Below are 21,059 nucleotides of genomic sequence, written 5' to 3' on the forward strand. Positions count from 1 at the left end.
TCCGTGAGCGTCCCCGTGTCCGAGTACGTGCCGGACTTCCGGCCCACGCACGTCGTGCCGCGCGACGGCCTGCCCGCCTGGGAGGCGCCCGACCCGGGGTTCCCCACGGCGCCCCTGGACGCCTTCCTGCCGGTGAGGCTGGAGGAGCGGAGCGGGGACTGGGGGCGGATCCAGTGCTCCAACGGCTGGACGGCGTGGGTCGACGCGCGGCTGCTCGTCAGCGTCCCCGACGACCCGCCGGCGGCGGGCCGGCCCCTCACCAGGACCGCCGACCCCCGCCCGCTGATCGCCCGCGCCGAGGACGCCCTCGGCCGCTACCGGCGGGCCGCCGAGGAGCTGGGCGCGGGCCGCCTCGACGGCGAGGCCTTCCGGCTGCGGACCCGCGGCCTGCGGGTGGGCATGGTGGTCGACGGCGAGTCGGTGTGGCTGTACGACGCGGAGCACGAGCGCTGGGTGTACTGCGACGGCGCGGGGCTCAGTACGTACGCGGCCGGGTCCGCGCCCTCGGTGACCGCTTCACCGCCCGTCGTCGGGGGGACTCCGAGCGGGAAGCCCGCGGAGAGGCCGGCGGACGACGGGCACGAGCCCACCCGGGTGGTGCCCGCCGGGCACGATCCGACGCGGGTGGCGTCTCCGGTCGACCGGGCGGCGCCCGAACCGGCCGGGCCTTCCGGACCGCCTCCGCCGACACAGGTCGTGGAGCAGCCGCCGGTGGGGACGGCGCAGCGCCCGCCGACACAGGTGGTGGAACGGCCCCCGACCCAGGTGGCGGAACAGCCGCCGGGGGCGGTGGCCCCGCCGCCTCCGACGCAGGTCGTGGAACAACCGCCCGAAGCGATGGAGCCGCCACCCCCTCCACAGGTCGTGGAGCAACCACCCGAAGCCGTGGACCCGCCACCCCCGACGCAGGTCGTGCGGCGGCCTCCGACGGGTGAGGGCTGATGGCCGGCGGGGCGCACGCCGACCCGGACCTTCCGGCGGGCCGGCCCTCGGGTCTCGTCGGCAAGGAGGTCGCCGGCTACCGACTGGAGGGCGAGATCGGGCGCGGCGGCATGGCGGTGGTGTACCGGGCGCGGGACCTGCGGCTCGACCGCACGGTGGCGCTGAAGCTGCTGGCCCCCGAGCTGGCCCGCAACGACACCTTCCGCAAGCGCTTCGCGCACGAGTCGCGGGTCGCCGCCTCGATCGACCACCCGCACATCGTGCCGGTCTTCGAGGCGGGCGAGACGGAGGGCGTGCTCTACATCGCCATGCGGTACGTCGCGGGGCAGGACCTGGTGGCCCTGCTGCACCGCGAGGGGCCGCTGCCGCCGGCGAAGGCGGGCCGGATCGCCGTGCAGGTGGCCTCGGCCCTGGACGCGGCGCACGCGCACGACCTGGTGCACCGGGACGTGAAGCCCGGCAACATCCTGGTGGCCGAGGGGACCGACCGCGACCATCCGGAGCACGTGTACCTGACCGACTTCGGCCTGACGAAGAAGTCGCTGTCCCTGACGGGCTTCACGACGGTGGGCGAGTTCGTGGGCACCCTCGACTACGTGGCGCCCGAGCAGATCTCGGGGAAGCCGGTCGACGGCCGGTGCGACGTGTACGGCCTGGCGTGCGTGGTCTTCGAGACCCTGGTGGGCGCGCCGCCGTTCCGCCGGGACACCGACTGGGCGGTGCTGTGGGCGCAGCAGTACGATCCGCCGCCGTCCGTCTCCGAGGCGCGCCCGGAGCTTCCGGGGGCGGCGGACGCGGTCTTCGCGAAGGCGCTGGCGAAGACGCCGGAGGAGCGGTACGGGACCTGCCTGGAGTTCGTCACCCAGCTGCGCGCGGCCCTGGCGTCGGGCGCCCCGGGAGAGGCGGGCCCGGCGGTGGCCGGGGCATCACAGCCGCTCGGCCCGCCGCCCGCCCCGCCCGCGTGGGCGCGGCCGGTGTTCCGGGAGCTGTAGGCCGACGGGGGGGGTTACGGGGCGGCCGGCGGCCCCGGCGGGCCGGCGCCGTCCTCGCGGTGGACCGGCGGCTCCACCTCGCCCTTCCGGTGGACCCGGGAGGCCAGGAGGCCGCCGAGGAGGCCGAGGACCAGGCCCCAGAGGAGCGCGAGGCCGACGATCGCCCAGACGTGCGGGCGCAGCAGCACCCGCCCGCCGAGCGAGTCGAGTTCGCCGATGCCGAGGACCGAGAGGCCGAAGCGGGCCTCGACGAGGGTGACCGGGGCGGCGACCAGCATGGCGAGCGCGAAGGCGACGCCCAGGCGCAGGGAGTGCTGCCAGGGGCGGGTCCGGGCCGGGGAGCGCACGGCGGCGGCGAAGGCGGCGGCGAGGACCAGGACGGCGGCGACGGGAAGCAGCCACCAGGCCCGTCCGTCCTGCGCGGCGAGCGAGGACAGGTCGATGGTCGAGAGCTTCGAGGCGTCACCGCTCCCGTCGCGCAGGACGGCGTCGAGGACCTGCGGCACGGGCAGCCCGAAGGGGCCTTCCGCCCTGCCCTCCCAGGAGCCGCCGATGCCCACGCCGAGGGCGACCCAGGTGATGTTGGGCAGGCCGAGGAGGAGGACCGCGAAGGTGTCGGCGGGGTGGCCCTTGGTCGCCGCGACGACGAGGCCGACGACCAGGCCCACGAGCACGTACGCGAGGAGCAGGAGGAGCATCGCGTGGGCGGCGGGCCGGACGGACTCCTGGTAGCGGACGAGCCGGGACGGCAGGGGGGCCCTGCGGGAGACGAGGAGGGCGACGAGGAGCACGCCGAGGATCCACAGGAGGCCGTGGAGGAGCGTGGGGCCGAGGGCGGTGCGGAAGCCGACGGTCGGGTTCACGGAGTCGAGGAGGTCGCCGAAGAGGTCCATGAGCGGGTCCTCGGTCTCCTGACCGCCGAGGGTGATCCGGAAGTCGTGGCGGGCGAGGGCGGAGATCCCCGCGAGGGCGATCAGCCAGAGGACGACGACGGCCGCGGCGCGGAGCAGGAGTTCGCGGGCGCCGGTCACCGCGTGGTGGCGCAGGGGGCGCAGGAAGCAGTGACCGGTGACCAGTGCGCCCACCAGGGTGACGGTGAGGGGCATGGCGGTCAGTTGGGCCTGGGTCCCGGCGAGGGCTCCGGCGTCGCCGGAGAGTTCGACCTGACCGCCCGAGGCCATCACGACGACGGCGGCGAGGACGGCGGTGAAGCCGCCGGGCAGGTCGGCGGCGCCCGCGGCCCGGAGGCCGAGGGCGGCGACGACGCCCATCGAGAGGTACCCGGCGACCACGGCCGCCAGGGCCTGGAGGGCGATCCGGCCGAAGGACCCGGTCGGGGTCGCGGCGGGCCGCGTGGAGGTGGGGGGCCTGCTGCTCACGGTGACCACGCTAGTACCGGGTACGGGCACGCGCTTGCGGACGGAGCGCCCGTACCTCCGGGCGGGGCGGGGGCCACGGGATCGGGGCCACGGGACCGGGCCGGGGCCGGGTCGCGGGATCGGGTGCCTCCGCTTGCGGGCGGGCACCGGTCGGCGCACACAATGGGCCCGGAACGGAAGAAAGGGAAAAACGTGACTTCCCACCCGCCGTCCGGCCCTCCGTCCGGTCCGCCGTCGGTTCCCCCGACAGGTCCCCCCTCGGGGCCCCTCTCGGGCCCGAGCACCCGCCCGAACGCCGCCGGCCCCCCGCCGCCGCCCGGACCGCCCTCCGGCGGTTCCGGGGGCTCCGGCGGTTCGGGCGGGTCCGGCGGTTCGGACGGCGGGGGCTCGTCCCGCTATCCCGGTGACGGCGGCAAGGGCGGCGGCCCGTGGTGGCGTTCCGTCCCGAAGGTCGCCTCGCTCACCGCCGTGCTCGTGGCGGCCGTCGCCCTGATCGTCGTGCTCACCAGTCGCTCCGGCGACGGCGATGGCGGCGGCACGACGAACGCCGGCGGCGGGGAGGTCTTCCTGCAGAGCGCCTCCGCGGCCGGCCCGGACCCGTTCACCCGGTCTACGGCCCGTTCCACCGGCTCCGCCCCGCCGCCCTCGCTGCCGCCCCGCACCGGTTCCGCGGAAGCCGCCACGCCCCGGGTGTCGGGCGCCGCACCCGGCCTCTACGGCGGGACGAAGTCGGTGGCGAGCTGCGACGTGGAGCAGCAGGTGCGCTACCTCTCCGGCGAGCCCGCGAAGAACGCGGCCTTCGCCTCGGTCCTGCGCGTCTCGGCGAACGAGGTGCCCGGCTACCTGCGCTCCCTCACCCCGCTCCAGCTCCGGGCCGACACCCGGGTGACGAACCACGGCTTCAAGGACGGCTCCGCCACCGCGTACCAGGCGGTCCTCCAGTCCGGCACGGCGGTCCTGGTCGACGACCGGGGCGTGCCCCGGGTGCGTTGCGCCTGCGGCAACCCGCTGACCGAACCGGTGCCGCAGAAGAACCCCCGGACGACGGGCACCCCCTGGCAGGGCTACGACGCGAACCAGGTGGTCGCCGTCGCGCCCGCCCCGACGGTCGTGAACGTCTTCGTGGTGTACGACCCCGAGGACGGCGACTGGTTCGCGCGGAAGCACGGCGACACCGGCGACCGGGACGAGCCGACCTCGCCGCCGACCTCGACCTCCCCGGCACCGTGTCCGCCGGGCGCGTCGCCCTGCCCCTCCGACAACACCTCCTCCGGCCCGTCGACGTCCTCGCCGGACACGCCGTCCGACTCGTCCGCGCCTCCGGACTCGTCCCCGCCGCCGGACTCGTCGCCCCGACCCGACTCGCCCCAGCCGGAATCACCGCAGCCGGACTCGCCGCAGCCGGGTTCCTCGGCACCGCCCGAGCCGCCGGCCCCGCCCGAATCCTCGGCCCCGAACTCGGGCCCGGCGCCGGACGGCCCGGCCGACACGCCGGGCGACACCCCGGCGGACCCGAACACGAGCGGCTCGGTGGGCGACCCGGCGTCACCTCCCGCCCCGGCCCCGGCCGCCCCGGCCTGAGCCGGGCGGCCGCCCGCCCCACCTCCCAGGCCGGCCCCTCGGGGCACCGTCTTATTCGGATGCCCGTCCGGAACGACGCGTGTACGGTCCACCGGGTGGAACCGCTGACCGACAAACAGATCCGCTCGTCCTTCGTGAACTGCACCAAGGGCGAGGCGGCCCGGCTCAAGCTGCCGCTCGACTTCGCCGAGCTCCCCTGGGGCGACCTGGACTTCCTCGGCTGGGTCGACCCGGGCGCGCCGCTGCGCGCGCACCTGGTCGTCCCGCACGAGGACGGGCCGCTCGGGGTGTCCCTGCGGGTCCCGGCCGCCGGCCGGACCAGCGCCGTGAAGTCGAGCATGTGCCAGATCTGCCTGACCGGGCACGCCTCCTCGGGCGTGACGCTCCTCGTGGCGCCGCTCGCCGGGAGCCGCGGCCGCGAGGGGAACACGGTCGGGATCTACCTCTGCGCCGACCTCGCCTGCTCCCTCTACGTCCGGGGCAAGCGGCAGCCGAAGCTGCGCGGCCGGCGCCAGGAGGAGTCCCTCACCCTCGACGAGCAGATCGCCCGTACGACGGCCAACCTCGACGCCTTCGTCCGGCGGGTCACGGCGGGCTGAGGGCCCGCCGCGGCCGGGCGGCCGGGACGGCTAGGCGCGCAGCCCGGCGACCGGCTCGGCGGAAGCCCCGGCGACCGGCTCGGCGGACGGCTCAGCGGAACGCCTGCTCGCCGGTGAGCGCCTTGCCGATGACCAGGGAGTGGACCTCGCTCGTGCCCTCGTAGGTGAGCACCGACTCCAGGTTGTTGGCGTGGCGCAGGACCGGGTACTCCAGGGTGATGCCGTTGGCGCCCAGGATCGTGCGGCACTCGCGGGCGATCGCGATCGCCTCGCGCACGTTGTTCAGCTTGCCGACGCTGACCTGTTCGGGGGTGAGCGCGCCCGCGTCCTTCAGGCGGCCCAGGTGGAGGGCGAGGAGCATGCCCTTGCCGAGTTCGACGGACATGTCCGCGAGCTTCTGCTGCGTCAGCTGGTACGAGGCGAGGGAGCGGGCGAAGACGGTGCGGTCCCGGGCGTAGGAGATCGCCGTCTCCAGGCAGTCGCGGGCGGCGCCGAGCGCACCGAAGACGATGCCGAAGCGGGCCTCGTTGAGGCAGCCGAGCGGGCCGGAGAGGCCGCGGGCCTCCGGCAGCACCGCGTCGGCCGGCAGCCGTACGTCCTCCAGGACCAGTTCGCTGGTGACGCTCGCCCGGAGCGACAGCTTCATCCTGATCTCGGGGGCGCTGAAGCCGGGGGTGTCGGCCGGGACGAGGAAGCCGCGGACGCCGTCCTCGGTGCGGGCCCAGACGACGGCCACGTCGGCGACGGAGCCGTTGGTGATCCACATCTTGGTGCCGTTGAGCACCCAGTCGGAGCCGTCCCGCTTGGCGTTGGTCCGCATGGCGCCGGGGTCCGAACCGGCGTCCGGCTCGGTGAGGCCGAAGCAGCCGATGTACTCGCCCGCCGCCATCTTCGGCAGCCACCGCTGCTTCTGCTCCTCCGAGCCGTACTTCCAGATCGCGTACATGGCGAGGGATCCCTGCACCGAGACGAGGGAGCGCAGCCCCGAGTCGACGGCCTCCAGCTCCAGACAGGCCAGGCCGTACGCGACGGAGTTGGTGCCCGCGCAGCCGTACCCCTCCAGGTGCATGCCGAGCACGCCGGTGCCGCCGAGGGTGCGGGCGAGCTCGCGGGCGGGGATCTCGCCCTTCTCGAACCAGCCGGCGACGTGCGGCCGCAGCTCGCGGTCGGCGACGGCGCGCACGGTGCGCCGGATCTCACGCTCCTCGTCGGTCAGGAGCCCGTCGAGGGCGAGCAGGTCGAAGGGGTGGACGGGGGTGGACGACGACTTCACGGACGGCCTCCTGGCGGTGGGCGACTGGCGACGACTCGGCGTGCCGAAGCGTAGCCGGACATCGGATATTGGATCCAGTATTGAAAATCCGTCGTCCGGGCCCTACGGTCCGGTGGACTGGATCCAATATCCGAATCCAATGCATTGGATCCCATGCATTGGATCCGATGCATTGGATCCGATGTTCGGCCGCCGATCCCGAGGAGAGCGGAATGCGCGCAGACCGACCGGGCCCGTCCGACACCGCGCCCGACACCGCGCCCGGCGCCCTGTCCGGGATCGTCGTCGCGGACTTCGGCCGGGTCCTCGCCGGGCCGTACATGACGATGCTCCTCGCCGACCTGGGCGCGGACGTGATCAAGATCGAGCGGCCGGGGTCCGGCGACGACACGCGCGCGTGGGGGCCGCCGTTCGCGGGCGGGGAGGCCACGTACTTCCTCGGGGTGAACCGGAACAAGCGCTCCGTGTCGCTCGATCTGACGGATCCCGGGGACCTGGCGGCGGCGCGCGCGATCGTGGACCGGGCGGACGTCCTGGTGGAGAACTTCCGTCCCGGCACGATGGAGCGGCTGGGCCTCGGCCACGAGGAGGTGCGGGCGACGAACCCGGGGCTCGTCTACTGCTCGGTGACCGGTTTCGGGACCGCGGAGGGCGCCCGGCTCCCGGGGTACGACCTGCTCGTCCAGGCCATGGGCGGTCTGATGAGCGTGACGGGCGAGCCGGACGGTCCGGGGACGAAGACGGGGGTCGCCCTGGTCGACGTCGTCACCGGTCTGCACGCGGGCATGGGCGTGCTCGCCGCGCTCCGGCACCGGGAGCGCACCGGCGAGGGCCAGCGCGTGGAGGTCTCGCTGCTCGGCTCCCTGCTCTCCGCGCTCACCAACCAGGCCGCCGCGCACCTGGGGGCGGGGGTCGTGCCGCGCGCGATGGGCAACCGGCACCCGAGCATCACCCCGTACGAGGTGTTCGAGGCGGAGGACCGGCCGCTGGTCCTGGCGGTGGGCAACGACCGGCAGTTCCGGACGCTGTGCGAGCGGCTCGGCCTGCCGGAGCTGGCCGGGGACGTCCGCTTCGCGACCAACGCGGCCCGGGTGGCCCACCGGGAGGAGCTGGCGGAGGCCCTCGCCGGGCCGCTCGGCGGCCGTACCGCCGACGGCTGGTTCGAGGAGCTGACGGCGGCCGGCGTGCCCTGCGGCCCCATCAACGACCTGGCGGCCGCCTTCGACCTGGCCGACCGGCTGGGGCTCGATCCGCGCGTCCCCGAGTCCGCGGCCGGTCCCGGCCAGGTCGCCAACCCGATCCGGCTCGGCGCCACCCCGCCCTCCTACCGGGCCGCTCCCCCGCGCCTCGGCGAGCACACGGACGCCGTGCTCGGCGCGGAGGGACGGACCGCGGGCACGCCCTGACCCGGGGGAAGATCCGGAAGATCCGTAGGAAGATGGTCACCGCCGGAGGAGCGATCCGCCGGCGGGACGCTCCCCCGGAGCGGCGGCACGAGGAACGGAAGGTCACAGGGGATGAGCAGCGCGGTGCAGAAGCGGCGGCCGCAGACCGCCCAGCAGTTCGTCCTGGAGGAACTGCGGCGCGCCATCACCACCGGGGAGCTCAGGCCGGGCGACCAGATCCGCCAGGACGCCCTCGCGGCGCGGTTCGAGGTGAGCCGGGTGCCGCTGCGCGAGGCCCTCAAGGCCCTGGAGGCCGAGGGCCTGGTGGTCCATCACATACACAGGGGCTACTTCGTCGCGGAGCTCTCGCTCGGCGACCTGGAGGAGATCTACCGGATCCGGGAGCTCCTGGAGACGGAGGCGGTCCGCCTGGCCGTGGGGCGGATGCCGGAGGGCACGGTCGGCGCGCTCGAAGGGATCCAGCGCGAGGTGGAGCGGGCCGCCGCCGACGGGGACGTGCCCGCGATGGCGGCGGCGAACCGGCTCTTCCACTTCACCCTGATCGAGGCGTCCGGGATGCCGCGCCTGGTGCGCCTCGTCGCGACCCTGTGGGACGCCACCGACGCGTACCGCTCGCTGTACTACGCGGACGCCCCGCACCGGAAGCTGGCCGTGCGCGAGCACCGGGCCGTGATCTCCGCGCTCCGGCACGGCGACGAGGAGGCGGCCGTCCGCTGGCTCGACGAGCACCGGGCGCACGCGGTGGCGGCCCTGTGCGAGGTCCTGGGACGGGACGCGGACTGAGCCGCCGGTGAAAAGCAGGTGTCGCCGGCGGCGGCGCGCCCTACGCTCGTCCGCATGGAACACGGGGGCTTGGTCAACGTCGTCGACGTCGAGGCGACCTGCTGGGAGGGCGAGCGCCCGCCCGGCGCGCCGAGCGAGATCATCGAGATCGGGCTGACCGTGGTCGACCTGGACGCGCGGGAGCGGGTCTCCCGGCACGGGATCCTGGTGCGTCCGGTCCGCTCGCGGGTCAGCGCGTTCTGCACCGAACTGACCGGCCTCACCCAGGCGGAGGTCGACACCGGTCTGGACTTCGCCGCCGCCTGCCGACTGCTCGCCACCGCGTACGGGGCGGGGAGGCGGCCCTGGGCGAGCTGGGGCGAGTACGACCGCAAGCAGTTCACCCACCAGTGCCGGGCGACCGGCACGCAGTACCCCTTCGGGCGGCGCCACACCAACGCGAAGGCGGTCTTCACCGAGGCGTACGGGCTCACCCGGCGTCCCGGCATGGCGCAGGCCCTGGAGGTCGCGGGGCTGCCCCTGGAGGGGCGTCACCACCGGGGCGAGGACGACGCGTGGAACATCGCCGCCCTGGTGCTGCGGATCGCCGACCGGGGCGCCTGGCCGGAGGACCGGGGTCCCGACCACTGAGACCCGGTGGTCCGCATGGCGGACGAGACTTGTCGGCGGAGCGTCCGCGCGGCGAGGATGCGCCCATGGATCCCGCCCTCGTCTCCCGCCGCCACGTGGATCTCCTGCGTGTCGCGGGGATGTTGTGTCGGGTCGACTCCCGTTGTCGCGCGGCCTGTCGCTGAGCCCTTCCCGGCTCCCCCGCTCCCTCCGCGCCGCCGGTGGACCTCCGCCGCCGACCGGTTCCGCCGCGTTCGACACCCCGGCCCCGGACTCCCGTCCCCCCGGCCGCCTTTCCCGCGCCCGACGGGCGTCCCGTACGCCCGCCCCCGCCCCGCACTTCCTCCGAGGTACACCCGCATGCCCTCTTCCGTCGCCCCCGTACTGCACTGGTTCCTGCCCACCGGCGGTGACGGCCGCGACCCCGGCGGGGTCACCGCCGTCCAGGGCCGCACCGCCGCCGCGACCCGCCGGGGCGCCGGCCTCGGCTATCTGGCGCAGGTGGCCCGCGCGGCCGAACAGGCCGGCTTCGCGAAGCTGTTGACGCCCGTGGGGCTCGGCTGCGTGGACCCGTGGGTGCTGACCTCGGCGGTCGCGGCGGTGACGGAGCGGATCGGCTTCCTGGTGGCGTTCCGGGCCGGTCTCGCCCAGCCGACGCTGATCGCCCAGCAGGCCGACACCTTCCGGCGCCTCTTCGGCGACCGGATCGCGCTGAACGTGGTCACCGGCGGCGACCCGGTCGAGCAGCGGGCGTACGGCGACCACCTGCCGAAGGACGAGCGGTACGTCAGGACCGGCGAGCTCATGGAGGTGGTGCGGGCGCTGCTCGACGGCGGCGCCGTCGACCTGGCGGGTCGTCACGTCCGGGTGGAGAACGCCCGGTTGCACGATCCCTCCGTGGAGTCGCCCGTGCCCCTCTACTTCGGCGGCGCGTCGCCGGAGGCCGAGGAGGTCGCCGCCCGCCACGCCGAGGTGCAGCTGTTGTGGGGCGAGCCCCCGGCCGCCGTCGCCGAGCGCGTCGCCCGGGTGCGGGAGAAGGCGGCGCGGGCCGGGCGCACCCTGCGCTTCGGGATCCGCCTCCACGTCATCACCCGCGACACCGCCGACGAGGCCTGGCGGGAGGCCGACCGGATCCTGGCCGGGTTCGATCCGGAGGCGGTCCGCGCCTCGCAGGAGCGGTTCGCCCGGATGGACTCGACCGGGCAGGCCCGGATGACCGCGCTGCACGGCGGCTCCGCCGAGAGCCTGACCGTCTCCCCCAACCTGTGGGCGGGCATCGGGCTCGTCCGCGAGGGCGCGGGCACGGCCCTGGTCGGCTCGCACGACGAGGTGGCGCGGCGGCTCTTCGAGTACGGGCGGGCCGGCGTCGACGAGTTCGTCCTGTCCGGCTACCCGCACCTCGAAGAGGCCTACCGGGTCGGCGAGGAGGTCGCGCCGCGGCTGCGGGCGCTCACGGAGGCGGCGACGCGAACTCCGACAGCGGCCTGAGGTCCGGCGGAGGCGGCGGCCCGAGGGCCGGTGGAAGGCACTCCCCGGGCCGGTCGCGGCGCCGGGGGCTGCGGTTACCCTGGCGCCGGACGCGAGGAGGAACCATGGCGCGGATGTCTTCGGCCGAACGACGCAGGCAGCTGGTCGAGGCGGCGATCAGGGCGATGACCAGGGACGGGGTCGCCAGGACCACCACCCGGTCGATCTGCGCCGAGGCGGGGGTGTCGCTGAGCGTCTTCCACTACTGCTTCGCGTCCAAGCAGGCGCTCCTCGAAGCCGCGATCGAGACGATCACCGACACCTACGTGGCGCGCGTGATGTCGGCGGTGGAGCCGGGCGCCACCCTGCGCGAGACCGTCCGGGGCGCGCTCCGCACGTACTGGGACCACGTCACCGCCCATCCCGGCGAGCACATGCTGACGTACGACCTGACCCAGTACGCGCTGCGCGAGCCGGGGTTCGAGCACCTGGCGCGGGCCCAGTACGAGCGGTACGTGGCGTCGGCGGCCGACCTGGTCGAGCGGGTGACCGTGGTGCGGGGGATCGCACCGAAGGCGCCGGTGGAGGTGGTCGCGCGGTACCTGGCGGCGGCGATCGACGGCCTCACCCTCCAGTTCCTCGTCCTCGGCGACAAGCACACGGCGGACGGTCATCTCGACCTGATGGCCGATCAACTCGTGTCCCTGATCGAGGGTTGAGGGGTACGCGGCCGTTCCCGCCCGCGAGTAGGTCATCCGTCCCGGACTCTTGACTCGGTCCTCCGGCACCGCGATCCTCGGCACGCCCGGTACTCCCCCACCGACCGGAGGCTCGCTGCCCATGACCCGAACCTTCTCGCGCGGGAGGGGCGGCGGATCCGCCCTCCTGGCGCTCGTCCTCGCCCTGGCCGCCGTCCTCTTCGGCTCCGCCCCGGTCCCCGCCGCCGCGGGCGGCCCGTGGTGGGAGCCCGTGTCCCGTCCCGCCGCCGACTCGCAGATCAACGTCACGGGCGCGCCGTTCACCGGCACGGACGCCCGGGGGAAGGTGCGCGGGTTCGTCGACGCGCACAACCACCTGATGTCGAACGAGGGCTTCGGCGGGCGGCTCATCTGCGGCCGGACGTTCTCCGAGGCCGGGGCGGCCGACGCGCTCGAGGACTGCCCCGAGCACTACCCCGACGGCTCCGGCGCGCTGTTCGAGAACATCACGGGCGGCGCCGACGGCCACCACGACCCGGTCGGCTGGCCCACGTTCAAGGACTGGCCGGCCCACGACTCGCTCACCCACCAGCAGAACTACTACGCCTGGGTCGAGCGCGCCTGGCGCGGCGGACAGCGCGTCCTCGTCAACGACCTGGTGACCAACGGCCTGATCTGCTCGATCCTGCCCCGCGACCGGGGCTGCGACGAGATGGACTCGATCCGGCTCCAGGCCCGCAGGACGTACGAACTCCAGGACTACGTCGACCGGATGTACGGCGGGCCCGGCAAGGGCTGGTTCCGGATCGTCACCGACGCCGCGCAGGCCCGCTCGGTGGTCGAGCAGGGCAGGCTCGCGGTCGTCCTGGGCGTGGAGACCTCGGAGCCGTTCGGCTGCAAGCAGATCCTCGATGTCGCCCAGTGCGACAAGGCGGACATCGACCGCGGTCTCGACGAGCTGTACGGCCTCGGGGTGCGCAGCATGTTCCTGTGCCACAAGTTCGACAACGCGCTGTGCGGCGTCCGCTTCGACGAGGGGGCCATCGGCACGGCGGTCAACATCGGCCAGTTCCTGTCGACCGGCACCTTCTGGGCCACGGAGAAGTGCGCGGGCCCGCAGCACGACAACCCGATCGGTCTGGCGGCGGCCCCGGTGATGGCGTCGAAGCTGCCGCCGGGCGTGAGCGTCCCCTCGTACGCCTCCGACGCCCGGTGCAACACCCGCGGCCTGACCCGGCTCGGCGAGTACGCCCTGCGGGGCATGATCGACCGCGGGATGATGCTGGAGCTCGACCACATGAGCGTCAAGGCCGCGGGCCGGGCGCTGGACGTCCTGGAGTCCGAGGAGTACCCGGGCGTGCTCTCCAGCCACAGCTGGATGGACCTCGACTGGACCGAACGGCTCTACCGCCTGGGCGGTTTCGTCGCCCAGTACATGCACGGCGCGGAGGGCTTCGTCGGCGAGGCGGGGCAGAAGGCCGCGCTCCGGGCGAAGTACGGGGTCGGTCTCGGCTACGGCACCGACATGAACGGCGTCGGCGGCTGGCCGGGCCCGGTCGGCACCGGCGCGCCGAACGCCGTGACGTACCCCTTCCGCAGCTTCGACGGCGGTGCGGTGCTCGACCGCCAGGTCACCGGGCAGCGCGTCTGGGACCTCAACACCGACGGCGCCGCGCACAACGGCATGGTCCCCGACTGGATCGAACAGATCCGGCTGACGAGCGGCGGTGGGAGCGTCGTGAACGAACTGGCGGGCGGCGCCGAGTCGTACCTGACGACGTGGCGGGCGACCGAGGTGCACGAGCCGGGGGTGAACCTGGCGGCGGGCGCGCCCGCGTCGGCCAGCTCCTCGGAGTGGAACCCGTTCACGAGCTACGCGCCGGGCCGGGCCGTCGACGGCGACACGGGCACCCGCTGGGCCAGCGACTGGTCGGACGGCCAGTGGCTGCGGGTGGACCTCGGGTCGGTCCGCCCGGTCGGGCGGGTCGTCCTCGACTGGGAGCGCGCGTACGCGAGCGGGTACCGGATCGAGCTGTCGGAGAACGGCACGGACTGGCGGACGGTCTGGTCCACGACCGCCGGGGACGGCGGGTACGACACGGCGGAGTTCCCGTCGCAGGCGGCCCGTTACGTACGGGTGCACGGCGAGCGGCGGGCGACGAAGTGGGGGTACTCGCTCCACGAGGTGGCGGTCCACCGGTCCTGAGGACCCCGAGGACCCCGTACGGGTGGGGCCGGCCGGACCGGAAGGCGGTCCGGCCGGCCCTCCGCCTTCCACCCCCTCGTTCCGAGAGGTCCCCCGGTGCGGGATCATGGAATCCGGAACGCAGAAGGGACGGAACGGACGATGAGGCACCGCAGTGTCGCGGACCTGATGACGCCCACCGCGGTCGCGGTGCAGCGCGGGACGCCGTTCAAGGAGATCGCGCGGCTCCTCGACGAGTACGGCATCACCGCGGTCCCGGTGGTGGACGACGAGAACCGGCCGGTGGGCGTCGTCTCCGAGGCGGACCTGCTGCGGCGGCACACGGCGAAGGACGGGCCGAGCACGGCGGAGGCCATGATGACGAGCCCGGTCGTCACGGCCCGGCCGTCGTGGACGGCGGTCGAGGCGGCCCGGCGGATGGAGCGGCACCGGGTGAAGCGGCTGCCGGTCGTGGACGCGGAGGGGCGGCTGATCGGGGTGCTGAGCCGGAGCGACCTGCTCCAGTTGTTCCTGCGCCGGGACCGTTCCATCCAGGAGGAGATCCGCGAGGACGTGGTCGTCCGGATCCTGCGCCTCTCCCCCTCCGCCGTGCACATCGACGTCGACGAGGGCCGGGTGACGCTGAGCGGCACGCTGGAGCGGCCGGGGACCGGCCCGATCCTGGTCCGTCTGTGCGAGACGGTGGACGGGGTGGTGGAGGTCGTGGACAGGCTGGCGTACGAGGAGGGGGGCGGGGCCTGAGGGCTCCCGCCCCCCAGCAGTGGGCGTCGTCCGTCAGGAGACCGCCTCCGGCCAGCCGTACCCGGGGCCGGTGTGCCGCGGCACGGTCCCGGCGCCCGCCGCCTCCATCTCGCGGTCGGCCTCCCGCATCAGCTTGCCGGCCAGGTCCTTCATCGCCCGGCTCGCGGCGAGCTCGTCGCCGATCGCCGGCACGTCCGTGTCCGTCGGGTTGCAGCGGGCGGAGCCGTGGCCCGTGAGCGTGGAGGTCCCGGTGCTCAGCCGGGCCTCGGCCCGGGTCGTACCGCCGTCCTCGACCAGCTCCAGACCGACCTTCCACTCCAGAGTGCGGGTCATGTCTGCCTCCTCGCACCGTCGGGCCGCGCGGAGCTGCCACCCGGCCCTTTCCGTTGTTCCCAGGATCCCACCGGCGGGGGTGGGGGCGCGCGGGGACGGTTCCCGTCCCCCGGCTTCTGTTCCCCGCCCGCCACCGGTCCCGGCACCCCGCCCGGTCCGCCCCGCCCGGCCCGGCCCGGCCCGGCCCGGCCGGTATAACCGGAGCATGATCTATCACGTCGTCCCGCTCGCCGAATGGTCCGCCCGCCCGGAGCGGCCCTACGCGCCCGCGTCCCTGGCCGAGGAGGGTTTCGTCCACTGCGCGCCCGACGAGGCGACCGCGCTCGCCGTCGTCAACGCCTTCTACCGCGCCTCCCCCAGGCCCCTCCTGGCGCTCGTCCTCGACGAGAGCCGGCTGTCGGCCCGGACGGAGTGGGAGGCGGCCGTCCCCGCCCCGCCGCCGGGGGTCCCCGACGGGACCCTCTTCCCGCACGTGTTCGGGCCGCTCGACCGCGCGGCCGTCGAACGGGTCCTGGAGATCACCTGGGACGGGGACGGCCGGGCCACGGGAACGACACCGTGGGAGTGACGTCCTGATCTCCCGGGGCGCCCCCGCTTTCCCACGACCACCGCTCCGGTGTGATGACGTGTAAAGCGCGGGCGCCCTGCGTGTTCCCCCGGCCGCGCGCTCGATGTGCGCGAGCATACGGACGCCGACACAAGCTCCCCCGCTCCGTGGGTCCGGTCGGGCGATTCCGGCCGGCGGGCGCCACGGCGCGTGACGGGCGCGGGTCGCAGTGCTCGACGCAAGAACACCGACACAGGAAGAAGGACGGACGTGTCCGGCAGCGAAAGCGAGAACCCGGCAATCCCCGCCCCCACCCCGGCGCCGACCCGGCCCCGGACCAACCGGGACTGGTGGCCCAACCAACTGGACCTCCAGGTCCTCCACCAGCACTCGCCCCTGTCCGACCCGATGGGCGGGGACTTCGACTACGCGGCGGAGTTCGCGACCCTGGACCTCGACGCCCTGAAGCGGGACGTCTTCGAGGTGATGACGGCCTCGCAGGACTGGTGGCCCGCCGATTACGGCCACTACGGGCCGCTCTTCATCCGGATGAGCTGGCACGCCGCCGGGACGTACCGCACCGCCGACGGCCGGGGCGGCGGCGGCTCCGGTGCCCAGCGCTTCGCGCCCCTCAACAGTTGGCCGGACAACGCGAGCCTCGACAAGGCACGCAGGCTGCTCTGGCCGGTCAAGCAGAAGTACGGCCGGAAGATCTCCTGGGCCGACCTCCTCGTCTTTGCAGGCAACTGCGCCATGGAGTCCATGGGGTTCGAGACGTTCGGCTTCGCCTTCGGGCGGAAGGACGTATGGGAGCCGGAGGAGATCTTCTGGGGTCCCGAGGACACCTGGCTCGGGGACGAGCGCTACAGCGGTGACCGGGAGCTCACCGGCCCGTTCGGCTCCGTGCAGATGGGCCTGATCTACGTCAATCCCGAGGGCCCCAACGGAAATCCCGACCCGCTGGCCGCCGCCCGGGACATCCGGGAGACGTTCGGCCGCATGGCGATGAACGACGAGGAGACGGCGGCGCTCATCGTCGGCGGCCACACGTTCGGCAAGTGCCACGGCGCGGTCGACCCCTCGTACATCGGCCCGGAGCCCGAGGCCGCCCCCTTCGAGCAGCAGGCCCTCGGCTGGCGGAACACGTACGGCACCGGCGTGGGCGGCGACGCGCTCACCAGCGGTCTGGAGGGCGCCTGGACCTCCCGGCCGACGAAGTGGGACAACGGCTACCTGGACAACCTGTACGGGTACGAGTGGGAGCTGACGACGAGCCCGGCCGGCGCGAAGCAGTGGACGCCCACGGACCCGTCGGCGAAGGACACCGTGCCCGACGCCCACGACCCGTCGAAGAAGCACGCCCCGATGATGCTGACGACGGACCTCGCGCTGAAGGTCGACCCGGTCTACGGGCCGATCACGAAGCGCTTCCACGAGAACCCGGACCAGCTCGCGGAGGCCTTCGCCAAGGCCTGGTACAAGCTGCTGCACCGCGACATGGGGCCCCTCTCGCGCTACCTGGGGCCCTGGATCCCCGAGCCGCAGCTCTGGCAGGACCCCGTGCCCGCGGTCGACCACGAGCTGGTCTCGGACGAGGACGTCGCCTCGCTCAAGCGCAAGATCCTCGACTCGGGCCTGTCCCTCCCCCGGCTCGTCACCACCGCGTGGGCGTCGGCGGCGAGCTTCCGCGGCACCGACAAGCGCGGCGGGGCCAACGGGGCGCGGATCCGGCTCGCGCCGCAGAAGGACTGGGAGGTCAACGCGCTGCCCGAGGTGACCGGGACCGTGGAGGCCCTGGAGGAGATCCGGCGGGAGTTCGACGACGCGCAGGGCGGGGGGAAGCGGATCTCGCTCGCCGACCTGATCGTCCTGGGCGGCTGCGCGGCCGTCGAGCAGGCCGCGCGGAACGCCGGACACGACGTCACGGTCCCGTTCGCGCCGGGGCGCACGGACGCCTCGCAGGAGCAGACGGACGTGGAGGCGTTCGCCGTGCTCGAACCCGAGGCGGACGGGTTCCGCAACTACCTCCAGGCGGGCGAGAAGCTGTCGCCGGAGACCCTCCTCCTGGACCGTGCCAACATGCTGACGCTGACCGCGCCCGAGATGACGGCGCTCGTCGGCGGCATGCGGGTCCTGGACACCGGCTTCGCGGGGGCCCCGCACGGCCGCTTCACCCATCGGCCCGAGGCGCTGACCACCGACTTCTTCGTCAACCTGCTCGACATGGGCACGGAGTGGAAGACGTCGGCCACGGAGGAGAACGTCTTCGAGGGCCGCGACCGCGCCACGGGCGAGCTCACGTGGACGGCCACCCCCGTCGACCTCGTCTTCGGCGCGCACTCCCAGCTCCGCGCCCTCGCGGAGGTCTACGCCGCCCGGGACGCGGGCGAGAAGTTCGTGCGCGACTTCGTGGCGGCCTGGGACAAGGTGATGAACCTCGACCGGTTCGACCTCGCCTGAGCCCACCGGCCCGTTCCGGCCCCGGGCCGCCGGAACGGGCCCGGGCCGTGGGGGCCCGTCGTGTCTGCCGGGGCGATTGCCGGGTATCCGGGTCCCGTACGGACGACGTGGGCGGCCCTCGAAGGAGTGAAGAACGTGACGGTCAAGGCGATGGGGTGGGCGCACTCGTTCCCCGTGTCCGGCGGGGTGCAGACCGGTCGGCAGTGGACGCGGCGGCACCTCGCCGCCCTGCCGTGGACCGCGCGGGAGCCGGAGACGGTGGACTCCGTCGTCCTGGCCGTCTCCGAGCTGCTCACCAACGCCCACCTCCACGCGCACAGCGACGCGCAGCTCGTGCTCACCTGGGACGGCGACTGCCTCCACATCAGCGTCCACGACGAGGACCCGACGCTGCCCCGTCCCCGCGAGGCGGACGAGGGCGCGCTCTCGGGGCGGGGCGTGAACATCGTGCGGGCGCTCGCCGACGAGTGGAGCATGCGCTGCCAGCGGCACGGCAAGACGGTCACGGCCTGCTTCCGCCCGACCCTCCCCCCGGACGACGAGGACGCCTCGCCCGCCGACGGCGCCGACCGGTAGGGCGGCCGGGCGGGTCGCGCCCCCGCGGGCCGCCCGCCCGACCGCCCTACCGGCGAGGGCTCACCGGTCAGGGCTTGTTGGCGAGGGCCCCGAGGTACTGGTTCATCTGCTTCAGCCGCGCGTCCACCCGGCTCTCCCGCTCGGACATGGTCCTCAGCTCGTCACGGATCTCCAGCAGGGCCAGGACCACCGCCCTCGCGGCGGGATCGGACACGTCCTCCAGGGCCGCCCGGGTCTCGTCTGCCGCCGGGACGGGTCGGGATGCCTGTGCCATGGCTGCGCCTCCTGTCCGGCCGACCGTCGGCCGTTCTCGTACGTGTGCCCCGAAATACCCCGTCCGCTCCTGTCCGGTCGCGGTCAGAAGGCGTACCGCACCCGGAGCCACGGGGCGCGCGCGTCGATCAGGCGGCGCAGGGTCTCGACGGCGGACGCCTTGGTCCCCGTGCGGTAGCGCACGTTCCGGGCACCGTTCTCGGAGCGTTTGGGCTGCTGGAGGTCCGGGCGCCACAGGACCTCCTCGGCGCGGGGGTGCCAGCCGAGGTTGACCTCGTGCAGGTCCTGGTTGTGCGTGAGCATGATGACCTCCGCCGCGGCCTGGGCCTTCACGCTCCCGGGGAGCACGTCGTCCATGGCGCGGAGCAACTCGTCCCACCCCTGCTCCCAGCCCGGGCGGATCACCACCGGGGAGAGGTTGAAGTGCACCTCGTACCCGGCCTCCAGGAAGTCGGCCGCCGCCGCGAGGCGGTCGGGGACCGGGCTCGTCCGGATGTCGAGGAGCCTGGAGTCGTCCGGCGGCATCACGGAGAAGCGGATCCGCGTACGGCCCCGCGGGTCGAGCCGCAGCAGGTCGGGGTTGACGAACTTGGTGGCGAAGGACGCCTTGGCGGTGGGCCACCGACGGAAGGCCCGGACCAGATCGGCGGTGTTGTCGCTGATCAGGTCGTCGACCGAGCAGTCGCCGTTCTCCCCGACGTCGTACACCCAGGCGAGGTCGTCGCACTGGTTGGGTTCCCGTTTGGGCCCGGTGGCGGCGATGTGCCGGCCCAGGGCGGCGAGGACGCGGTCCACGTTGGTGAAGACGGTGACGGGGTTGGCGAAGCCCTTGCGGCGGGGGACGTAGCAGTACGCGCAGGCCATGGCGCAGCCGTTGGAGAGGCCGGGGGCGATCCAGTCGGCGGAGCGGCCGTTGGGCCGGATGCCGAAGGACTTCCGCTCCCCGAGGACCAGGGTGTCGCGCTTGGTCCTCACCCAGCGCTCCACGTTTCCCGCGTTGCCGTGCAGGTGCGGGACGCGCCAGTGGGATTCCGTCTCGACGAGCCGGGCGTCCGGGTACCGGGCGATGATCTGCCGCCCCCGCCAGGAGGCCGCGGCGGCGGGCTCGGCGTGGATCTCCGCCACGTCGAGCAGCCTCCGCGCCCCGGCCCCGTCGCGGAACGCGCGGCCGTCCGCGTCGTCCGCCGGGGTGCCCATGAGCTCGCCCACGTCGAACAGGCCCTCGGCCCCGTCCCCCGGTCCTCCGGAACGCCCTCGCATGTTCACCCAGTGTACGGACCGGGGGCCCGCGAGGAGGCGCGCGGCGGGGTCAGGAGGGGTCGGGCCCGCCGCCCCGGTCCGACGACGGCCAGACGTAGGGGAGGTCGTCGGGGACTCCCGGGAAGAGGTCGCGGTAGAGCTCCGGGGCCTTGCGGAGCAGCGCGGACCGGTGGCTGCGGTGGAACGCGGGGTCGCCGAGCCAGGGCGGCAGCTCCCCGGCCGCCGCGAGCTCGGCCTGGCCCCTCACCCCTTCCCCGGGGTCCAGGGCGAGGTAGTCGCGCGTCAGCGTGGCGGCGCAGGTGTCGGAGCGGCCCCCGGCCGTCCAGACCCCGCAGACCTCCAGGCCGTAGCGCACCAGGGCCTCCTCGTAACCGGCCCACATCCGCACCGCGGGGTGCCTGCGCCAGCCGTATCCGGGCACGGTGAGCCCCCGGAGGACCTGGAGGGCCTCGACGCGCTGCTTGCCCAGCCGCCGCGGGTCGAGCACGGCGGCCGAGTCGGCGAACCCGGCGTACGGGAGGAAGGTCTGCACGGGACGGCCCTATCCGTTCCCCGGTCCGCCCCCGAACCCGATCCGGTTCCCGTCCCGGTACTCGTACGTCACCTTGCGCACGCCGTTCGCGTAGGTCTCCCGGGCGGCGGGCTTCAGTCCGCGCCCGGTGATTCCGGCGACCCGGGCGTCGAGGTCGTCGTCGAAGAGCGTGTGCAGGGCGTTGCCGGCCCGTCCGGGCAGCTGCTCGATGCACACGCAGCGGCGCTCCCCGAGCTCCCGGACGGACTCCGTGTCGTTCGGGAGGAACGCCGGCGGGGTGCCGAACAGGCGCTCGTACCAGCTCAGCGCTGCCGTGCAGTCCCCCATGGGGACGCCTGCGGAGAGATCGACGGCCATGACGCCAGGATAGGACCGGTGGCGCGCTCCGGCCGCCGGACCCGT

Annotated in this window: 21 protein-coding genes; 14 read left to right on the forward strand and 7 right to left on the reverse strand. The window is 74.3% G+C overall.

The window, feature by feature from the left end:
* Nucleotides 1-3: 3 nt before the first annotated feature.
* Both ACIP5O_RS08695 and ACIP5O_RS08700 read left to right on the forward strand, forming a co-directional pair.
* Nucleotides 4-942 (forward strand): hypothetical protein, encoded by a 939-nt coding sequence (locus ACIP5O_RS08695; protein ID WP_401290230.1) that lies wholly within the window; start codon nt 4-6, stop codon nt 940-942.
* Complete coding sequence (locus ACIP5O_RS08700; protein ID WP_401290233.1) at nt 942-1,934, forward strand: serine/threonine-protein kinase; 993 nt, start codon at nt 942-944, stop codon at nt 1,932-1,934. The genes ACIP5O_RS08695 and ACIP5O_RS08700 overlap by 1 nt, the downstream gene beginning before the upstream one ends.
* Nucleotides 1,935-1,948: 14 nt before the next feature.
* On the opposite strand, the gene ACIP5O_RS08705 is transcribed toward ACIP5O_RS08700, so the two are convergent.
* Nucleotides 1,949-3,322, reverse strand: a complete 1,374-nt coding sequence (locus tag ACIP5O_RS08705; protein ID WP_401290236.1) for a streptophobe family protein — start codon at nt 3,320-3,322, stop codon at nt 1,949-1,951.
* Nucleotides 3,323-3,475: 153 nt separating this feature from the next.
* On the opposite strand from ACIP5O_RS08705, the gene ACIP5O_RS08710 reads away from it, so the two are divergent.
* Both ACIP5O_RS08710 and ACIP5O_RS08715 read left to right on the forward strand, forming a co-directional pair.
* On the forward strand, nt 3,476-4,894 hold the full coding sequence (locus ACIP5O_RS08710) for a DUF6777 domain-containing protein (RefSeq protein ID WP_401290239.1): 1,419 nt from the start codon (nt 3,476-3,478) through the stop codon (nt 4,892-4,894).
* Between the two features lie 95 nt (nt 4,895-4,989).
* Nucleotides 4,990-5,493, forward strand: a complete 504-nt coding sequence (locus ACIP5O_RS08715; protein ID WP_356541836.1) for an FBP domain-containing protein — start codon at nt 4,990-4,992, stop codon at nt 5,491-5,493.
* A 91-nt stretch (nt 5,494-5,584) separates the two neighbouring features.
* Here ACIP5O_RS08715 and ACIP5O_RS08720 read toward each other — a convergent pair whose 3' ends face one another.
* Nucleotides 5,585-6,766 (reverse strand): acyl-CoA dehydrogenase family protein, encoded by a 1,182-nt coding sequence (locus ACIP5O_RS08720; RefSeq protein WP_401290243.1) that lies wholly within the window; start codon nt 6,764-6,766, stop codon nt 5,585-5,587.
* Nucleotides 6,767-6,978: 212 nt separating this feature from the next.
* Here ACIP5O_RS08720 and ACIP5O_RS08725 point away from each other — a divergent pair, with 212 nt between their 5' ends.
* The 7 genes from ACIP5O_RS08725 (at nt 6,979) to ACIP5O_RS08755 (ending at nt 14,676) form a co-directional block, all read left to right on the forward strand.
* On the forward strand, nt 6,979-8,172 hold the full coding sequence (locus ACIP5O_RS08725) for a CaiB/BaiF CoA transferase family protein (RefSeq protein ID WP_401290246.1): 1,194 nt from the start codon (nt 6,979-6,981) through the stop codon (nt 8,170-8,172).
* 111 nt (nt 8,173-8,283) lie between these two features.
* Complete coding sequence (locus ACIP5O_RS08730; protein WP_401290247.1) at nt 8,284-8,955, forward strand: GntR family transcriptional regulator; 672 nt, start codon at nt 8,284-8,286, stop codon at nt 8,953-8,955.
* 54 nt (nt 8,956-9,009) lie between these two features.
* Entirely contained in the window at nt 9,010-9,585 is a 576-nt protein-coding gene (locus tag ACIP5O_RS08735; RefSeq protein WP_401290250.1) for an exonuclease domain-containing protein, read from the forward strand.
* Between the two features lie 339 nt (nt 9,586-9,924).
* Nucleotides 9,925-11,052 (forward strand): LLM class flavin-dependent oxidoreductase, encoded by a 1,128-nt coding sequence (locus tag ACIP5O_RS08740; RefSeq protein ID WP_401290252.1) that lies wholly within the window; start codon nt 9,925-9,927, stop codon nt 11,050-11,052.
* A gap of 104 nt (nt 11,053-11,156) precedes the next feature.
* Nucleotides 11,157-11,750, forward strand: coding sequence for a TetR/AcrR family transcriptional regulator (locus ACIP5O_RS08745; RefSeq protein ID WP_401290255.1), 594 nt, complete (start codon nt 11,157-11,159; stop codon nt 11,748-11,750).
* 121 nt (nt 11,751-11,871) lie between these two features.
* Nucleotides 11,872-13,935 carry a discoidin domain-containing protein gene (locus tag ACIP5O_RS08750; protein ID WP_401290258.1) on the forward strand — a complete coding sequence of 688 codons (2,064 nt, stop codon included), beginning with the start codon at nt 11,872-11,874 and terminating at the stop codon, nt 13,933-13,935.
* 141 nt (nt 13,936-14,076) lie between these two features.
* Complete coding sequence (locus ACIP5O_RS08755; RefSeq protein WP_401290259.1) at nt 14,077-14,676, forward strand: CBS domain-containing protein; 600 nt, start codon at nt 14,077-14,079, stop codon at nt 14,674-14,676.
* A gap of 33 nt (nt 14,677-14,709) precedes the next feature.
* On the opposite strand, the gene ACIP5O_RS08760 is transcribed toward ACIP5O_RS08755, so the two are convergent.
* Entirely contained in the window at nt 14,710-15,009 is a 300-nt protein-coding gene (locus tag ACIP5O_RS08760; RefSeq protein WP_401290260.1) for a DUF1876 domain-containing protein, read from the reverse strand.
* A gap of 205 nt (nt 15,010-15,214) precedes the next feature.
* Here ACIP5O_RS08760 and ACIP5O_RS08765 point away from each other — a divergent pair, with 205 nt between their 5' ends.
* From ACIP5O_RS08765 to ACIP5O_RS08775, 3 genes are all read left to right on the forward strand, one after another.
* Nucleotides 15,215-15,577 (forward strand): DUF952 domain-containing protein, encoded by a 363-nt coding sequence (locus ACIP5O_RS08765; protein WP_401290263.1) that lies wholly within the window; start codon nt 15,215-15,217, stop codon nt 15,575-15,577.
* 249 nt (nt 15,578-15,826) lie between these two features.
* On the forward strand, nt 15,827-18,016 hold the full coding sequence (gene katG / locus ACIP5O_RS08770; RefSeq protein WP_401290266.1) for a catalase/peroxidase HPI: 2,190 nt from the start codon (nt 15,827-15,829) through the stop codon (nt 18,014-18,016).
* Nucleotides 18,017-18,151: 135 nt separating this feature from the next.
* Complete coding sequence (locus tag ACIP5O_RS08775; RefSeq protein ID WP_401290269.1) at nt 18,152-18,592, forward strand: ATP-binding protein; 441 nt, start codon at nt 18,152-18,154, stop codon at nt 18,590-18,592.
* A gap of 67 nt (nt 18,593-18,659) precedes the next feature.
* On the opposite strand, the gene ACIP5O_RS08780 is transcribed toward ACIP5O_RS08775, so the two are convergent.
* The 4 genes from ACIP5O_RS08780 to ACIP5O_RS08795 form a co-directional block, all read right to left on the reverse strand.
* Nucleotides 18,660-18,866, reverse strand: a complete 207-nt coding sequence (locus ACIP5O_RS08780; RefSeq protein ID WP_356541860.1) for a hypothetical protein — start codon at nt 18,864-18,866, stop codon at nt 18,660-18,662.
* Between the two features lie 83 nt (nt 18,867-18,949).
* A complete protein-coding gene (locus ACIP5O_RS08785; RefSeq protein WP_401290272.1) occupies nt 18,950-20,125 on the reverse strand; it encodes a spore photoproduct lyase family protein in 1,176 nt (391 codons plus the stop codon).
* Nucleotides 20,126-20,174: 49 nt separating this feature from the next.
* Complete coding sequence (locus tag ACIP5O_RS08790) at nt 20,175-20,657, reverse strand: MSMEG_6728 family protein (protein WP_401290274.1); 483 nt, start codon at nt 20,655-20,657, stop codon at nt 20,175-20,177.
* A 9-nt stretch (nt 20,658-20,666) separates the two neighbouring features.
* Nucleotides 20,667-21,014, reverse strand: coding sequence for a VOC family protein (locus tag ACIP5O_RS08795; protein WP_401290276.1), 348 nt, complete (start codon nt 21,012-21,014; stop codon nt 20,667-20,669).
* Between the last annotated feature and the right edge of the window lie 45 nt (nt 21,015-21,059).

It is taken from the genome of Streptomyces sp. NPDC088915, from assembly GCF_044749825.1.
In the GTDB taxonomy this organism is placed as follows: Bacteria; Actinomycetota; Actinomycetes; order Streptomycetales; family Streptomycetaceae; genus Streptomyces.

Bases quoted from the DNA above. Each gene is read 5' to 3' on its own strand.
- ACIP5O_RS08700 (WP_401290233.1), top strand. From the start codon at position 942: ATGGCCGGCGGGGCGCACGCCGACCCGGACCTTCCGGCGGGCCGGCCC.
- ACIP5O_RS08710 (WP_401290239.1), top strand. From the start codon at position 3,476: ATGGGCCCGGAACGGAAGAAAGGGAAAAACGTGACTTCCCACCCGCCG.
- ACIP5O_RS08725 (WP_401290246.1), top strand. From the start codon at position 6,979: ATGCGCGCAGACCGACCGGGCCCGTCCGACACCGCGCCCGACACCGCG.
- ACIP5O_RS08730 (WP_401290247.1), top strand. From the start codon at position 8,284: ATGAGCAGCGCGGTGCAGAAGCGGCGGCCGCAGACCGCCCAGCAGTTC.
- ACIP5O_RS08735 (WP_401290250.1), top strand. From the start codon at position 9,010: ATGGAACACGGGGGCTTGGTCAACGTCGTCGACGTCGAGGCGACCTGC.
- ACIP5O_RS08740 (WP_401290252.1), top strand. From the start codon at position 9,925: ATGCCCTCTTCCGTCGCCCCCGTACTGCACTGGTTCCTGCCCACCGGC.
- ACIP5O_RS08745 (WP_401290255.1), top strand. From the start codon at position 11,157: ATGGCGCGGATGTCTTCGGCCGAACGACGCAGGCAGCTGGTCGAGGCG.
- ACIP5O_RS08750 (WP_401290258.1), top strand. From the start codon at position 11,872: ATGACCCGAACCTTCTCGCGCGGGAGGGGCGGCGGATCCGCCCTCCTG.
- ACIP5O_RS08755 (WP_401290259.1), top strand. From the start codon at position 14,077: ATGAGGCACCGCAGTGTCGCGGACCTGATGACGCCCACCGCGGTCGCG.
- ACIP5O_RS08760 (WP_401290260.1), bottom strand. From the start codon at position 15,009: ATGACCCGCACTCTGGAGTGGAAGGTCGGTCTGGAGCTGGTCGAGGAC.
- ACIP5O_RS08765 (WP_401290263.1), top strand. From the start codon at position 15,215: ATGATCTATCACGTCGTCCCGCTCGCCGAATGGTCCGCCCGCCCGGAG.
- ACIP5O_RS08780 (WP_356541860.1), bottom strand. From the start codon at position 18,866: ATGGCACAGGCATCCCGACCCGTCCCGGCGGCAGACGAGACCCGGGCG.
- ACIP5O_RS08785 (WP_401290272.1), bottom strand. From the start codon at position 20,125: ATGCGAGGGCGTTCCGGAGGACCGGGGGACGGGGCCGAGGGCCTGTTC.
- ACIP5O_RS08795 (WP_401290276.1), bottom strand. From the start codon at position 21,014: ATGGCCGTCGATCTCTCCGCAGGCGTCCCCATGGGGGACTGCACGGCA.